The sequence below is a fragment of the Variovorax sp. P4_D9 genome (genome assembly GCF_056401695.1).
Window position 1 is genome coordinate 1 of the sequence record NZ_JBFUIU010000713.1, and the last position, 4,460, is coordinate 4,460.

At 68.8% G+C, this 4,460-nt stretch carries 5 protein-coding genes; 3 read left to right on the forward strand and 2 right to left on the reverse strand.

The window, feature by feature from the left end:
- The coding region (locus tag AC1DY5_RS43315; protein WP_478120583.1) for a phosphoribosyltransferase at window positions 1–374 on the forward strand (374 nt) is incomplete at its 5' end.
- Between the two features lie 88 nt (window positions 375–462).
- On the opposite strand, the gene metK is transcribed toward AC1DY5_RS43315, so the two are convergent.
- Window positions 463–1,644, reverse strand: coding sequence for a methionine adenosyltransferase (gene metK / locus AC1DY5_RS43320; RefSeq protein ID WP_478120584.1), 1,182 nt, complete (start codon window positions 1,642–1,644; stop codon window positions 463–465).
- A 184-nt stretch (window positions 1,645–1,828) separates the two neighbouring features.
- Here metK and AC1DY5_RS43325 point away from each other — a divergent pair, with 184 nt between their 5' ends.
- Window positions 1,829–2,707 carry a lysophospholipid acyltransferase family protein gene (locus AC1DY5_RS43325; protein ID WP_478120585.1) on the forward strand — a complete coding sequence of 293 codons (879 nt, stop codon included), beginning with the start codon at window positions 1,829–1,831 and terminating at the stop codon, window positions 2,705–2,707.
- Entirely contained in the window at window positions 2,704–3,591 is an 888-nt protein-coding gene (locus AC1DY5_RS43330) for an LpxL/LpxP family acyltransferase (RefSeq protein WP_478120586.1), read from the forward strand. Before AC1DY5_RS43325 ends, AC1DY5_RS43330 begins: the two co-directional genes overlap by 4 nt.
- Here AC1DY5_RS43330 and AC1DY5_RS43335 read toward each other — a convergent pair.
- Window positions 3,585–4,460, reverse strand: an 876-nt coding sequence (locus AC1DY5_RS43335) for an alpha/beta fold hydrolase (protein WP_478120587.1), incomplete at its 5' end; no start/stop codon positions are given. The genes AC1DY5_RS43330 and AC1DY5_RS43335 overlap by 7 nt on opposite strands.

Sequence of the window (4,460 nt, forward strand, 5' to 3'; positions counted from 1 at the left end):
GGCCGGTGGCCGCGGCGGAGGTCGAGGCCGTGGTGGCGCGCGAACGGGCCGAGTTGGTGCGCCGCGAGCGGGCCTATCGCGGCGAGCGCCCGCCGCTGGCGCTCGAGGGGCGCGTGCTGCTGCTGATCGACGACGGCCTGGCGACCGGCGCCACGATGCATGCCGCCGCGATGGCGGTGCGTGCCGGCCGGCCTCGGCGGATCGTGGTTGCTGTGCCGGTGGCGTCGCGCGAAGCCTTGCAAAGCGTCGGCACGGTCGCTGACGAGGTGGTGTGCCTTCGCACGCCCGAGCACTTCCATGCCGTCGGGCTGTGGTACCAGGACTTCGGCCAGACCTCCGACGAAGAGGTCTGCCGCCTGCTCGCGGGGGCCTGAGAGCCCCCACGCTCGGTCACTTCGTGTACTCGCTGCCCCCCGAGGGGGCCGCAGGCAGCCTTGGGGCGGCCCGGCGCCGGCCTGAGGTTTACCGTCCGGCGGCAGCGCGCAGCGCCGACGCGTTGGCGGTGCTCTCCCACGTGAACTCGGGCTCTTCCCGGCCGAAGTGGCCGTAGGCCGCCGTCTTGCCGTAGATCGGGCGCAGCAGGTCGAGCATCTGGATGATGCCCTTCGGGCGCAGGTCGAAATGCGCCTGCACCAGTTCCGCGATCTGCTCGTCGGGGATCACGCCCGTGCCTTCGGTGTAGACCGTGACGTTCATCGGCCGGGCGACGCCGATCGCGTAGGCGACCTGGATCTGGCACTGGCGCGCCAGGCCGGCAGCGACGATGTTCTTGGCCACGTAGCGGGCGGCGTAGGCGGCCGAGCGGTCGACCTTGCTCGGGTCCTTGCCCGAGAACGCGCCGCCGCCGTGCGGGCAGGCGCCGCCGTAGGTGTCGACGATGATCTTGCGGCCGGTCAGGCCGCAGTCGCCCTGCGGACCGCCGATGACGAAGCGGCCGGTCGGGTTGATCAAGTAGCGCGTGTCCTTGAGCCACTCCTTGGGCAGCACCGGCTTGACAATCTCCTCGATCACCGCCTCGATGAACGAGGCCTTCATCTTGGTCGGCGTTTCGCTTTGGTCGGGGTGGTGCTGGGTCGACAGCACCACGGTGTCGATGCTGTGCGGCTTGCCGTCGACGTAGCGCATCGTGACCTGGCTCTTGGCGTCGGGCCGCAGGAAGGGCAGGCGGCCATCCTTGCGCAGCTGGGCCTGGCGCTCGACCAGGCGGTGCGCATAGTAGATCGGCGCCGGCATCAGCTCGGGCGTCTCGTCGCAGGCGTAGCCGAACATCAGGCCCTGGTCGCCGGCGCCGGTGTTCAGGTGGTCGTCGCTCGCGTGGTCCACACCCTGCGCGATGTCGTTGGACTGCTTGTCGTAGCAGACCATCACGGCGCAGCCCTTGTAGTCGATGCCGTAGTCGGTGTTGTCGTAGCCGATGCGCTTGATGGTGTCGCGCGCCACCTGGATGTAGTCGACGTGCGCGTTGGTCGTGATCTCGCCGGCGAGCACCACCAGGCCGGTGTTGGTGAGCGTCTCGGCTGCCACGCGCGAGCGCGGGTCCTGTTCGAAGATCGCGTCGAGGATCGCATCCGAGATCTGGTCGGCCACCTTGTCGGGATGGCCTTCGGAGACGGATTCGGAAGTGAAGAGAAAATCGTTCGCCATGTGTTTCAAACTCCGGTAGCAGGTCAATTGGCGCGTTGCCAACCCGATTAGGAGCCTTGGCGAACGCTTTAGCAGAGTTGTTTAACGTCGCCCTGCAAGTAGTTCCATAACTCAGCGACAATTTGCATTCTATTCGAGCCGCGCTGTCCCTTGCGCGCGCGTCCTGTTACATCCCCATGCTTCGATGATTGCCTTGTTCAGATTGCTCGCCCGTGTTCCGCTGCCCGTGATGCACGCGCTCGGCGGCGGCCTGGGTTGGCTGGTCTGGTGCCTCGCCCCCGACTACCGTCGCCGTTTCAAGGAAAACGCCGAAGCGGCGGGCTTCACGCGGGCGCAGTACCGCCCGGCGATCGCCGCCGCCGGCGCCATGGTCGGCGAACTACCCTGGGTCTGGGCCCGGCCGCGCAGCGAAAGCCTGCTGCCGCGCATCGTGCGCTGGGAGGGCGTCGAAGCCTTCGAGGCCGCGCTGGCAGCCCGCAAGGGCGTGATCCTGGTGTCGCCGCACCTCGGCAGCTGGGAAACCTTCGGCCAGGCGGTCGGCGAGCGCTTCTTCAAGGACTACGGCCCGATCACCGCGCTGTTCCGGCCGGCACGCAAGAAATTCATGGCCGAACTGATCGCCGGCTCGCGCGACCGCCCTGGCCTGCAGACGCTGCCGACCACGGTGGCCGGCGTGCGCGGCCTGATCCGCACCCTGCGCGGCGGCGGCTACACCGGCCTGCTGCCGGACCAGGTGCCGCCGCTGGGGCAGGGCGTCTGGGCGCCCTTCCTGGGGCGGCCGGCCTACACCATGACCCTGCTGCCGCGGCTGGCGCAGCAGACCGGTGCCCGCGTCTTCCTCGGCGTCTGCGAGCGGCTGCCGCGCGGCGCCGGCTTCGCGATCCGCTTCGTGCCCTTCGACGGCACCGCAATGAGCGACCCCAAGGCCACGCCCGAGGTCGCCGCCACCGCCATGAACGTAGGCATCGAGAAACTGATCCGCAGCCTGCCGGGCCAGTACGTCTGGGACTACGCCCGCTACAAGCAGCCGCGCGCCGAGGCGGCGGTGGAGGCTGCCCGATGAGTCGCCTGACTTCAACGCTGGGCATCGGCTTCATGCGCACGCTGGCGCACGTCCCCTTTCCACTGGTGCGCGGCTTCGGCGCGCTGCTCGGGCGGCTGCTGCATGTGGTTGCGGTGCCGCGGCGGCGGGTGGTCGATACCAACCTCGCGCTGTGCTTTCCCGACAAGACGCCGGCCGAGCGGCATCGCATGGCGCGCGAGACCTTCGTCTACGTGGCGCAGTCCTGGTTCGACCGCAGCTGGCTCTGGCATGCGCCGGAGTCGGTGGTGGCGCGCCGCCTCAAGGTGGTGGGCGCAGCCGACGTGATCGAGGAGATCGCGCACGGCCACGAGCCGATGATCCTGTTCGCACCGCACTTCTATGGCCTCGACGCGGCGGCCACGGCGCTCACGATGCACACCGACCGGCCTTCGACCACCATCTACACGACGCAGCGCAACCCGATGGTCGACCAGTGGGTCAGCGAGGGCCGCAAGCGCTTCGGCAACGTGATCGCGCTGAACCGGGTCGACGGCATCAAGCCCATCGTCGCGGGGCTGCGCAAGGGCGGCCTGCTGTACCTGCTGCCGGACATGGACTTCGGCCGCGACCAGACCGTGTTCGTGCCCTTCTATGGCGTGCAGGCGGCCACCGTGCCCTCGCTGTCGCGCTTCGCCCGRCTGGGCCGGGCCAAGGTGGTGCCGGTAATCTCGAAGCTCACCCGCGAGGGCTACGAGATCGAAGTGCTGCCGGCATGGCAGGGCTTTCCGACCGAGGACGCGGTGGCCGACACCGCCCTCATGAACCGGCGCCTGCAGAGCTATATCGACACCATGCCTTCCCAGTACTACTGGGTGCATCGGCGCTTCAAGACCAGGCCCGAAGGCGAACCCGCGGTCTATTGAGTGCGCCGCCAGAAGGCCTCGATCTCGCTGGCGACCAATTCCGGGCGTTCGTGCACCATCCAGTGCGTGGCACCCGGCACCTTGACGATCTCGATCTTCGGCACGTAGTCCTCCAGCCCTTCGAGCAAGCCGGGCAGGAGCGCCTTGTCGTCCAGGGCCCACAAGACCAGCGTGGGCGCGGCGACAGTCAGCTTGTCATGGGGCATTTCGGGTAGCGCGGGCGCCGGCTGCCCGGGCATCGCGGGCTTTAGTGGCGTCACGCGGTACAGGTTGCAGGCCCCGGTGAGGCCGGCATCCCAGACCTCTCGGTACTGGTCCTTGACCTTCTCGGTGAGCCAGCCGAATCCCTCGGGCCCGGCCTTCATGCCGAGGAAGAAGGGCCACATGCGCCGATAGTCGTCGGCCGCCAGCAGCGTTTCGGCATCGGGGCGGGCGAGGAAGTTCATGTAGGCGCTGGCRGCCTGCTGCGCGGGATTGTTCTGCAGCTCGCGCGCGAAGGTTCCCGGGTGCGGCGAATTGAGGATCACCAGCCGGCCGAGCCTGTCGCCGTGCCGATTGCCGTAGCCCCAGCCGAAGGCGCCGCCCCAGTCGTGCGCCACCAGGGTGTCGATGCGGCCCGTCGGGTTCTCGCTGGTCGCCAGCTCGGCGATGTCCTGGACCAGCAGGTGGGCACGGTAGGCCGAGACCTCGGCCGGCGCGCTGGATCGCTCGAAGCCGCGCAGGTTCGGCGCCAGGCAGCGAAAGCCGCMATGCTCCGGCGCTGCAAAGTAGGCGAGCAGTTCGTCCCAGATGAACGCGGCTTCGGGAAAGCCATGCAGGAACAACATCAGCGGGCGTCCGGGGGCACCAGCTGCGCGGCAGCTCAGGGT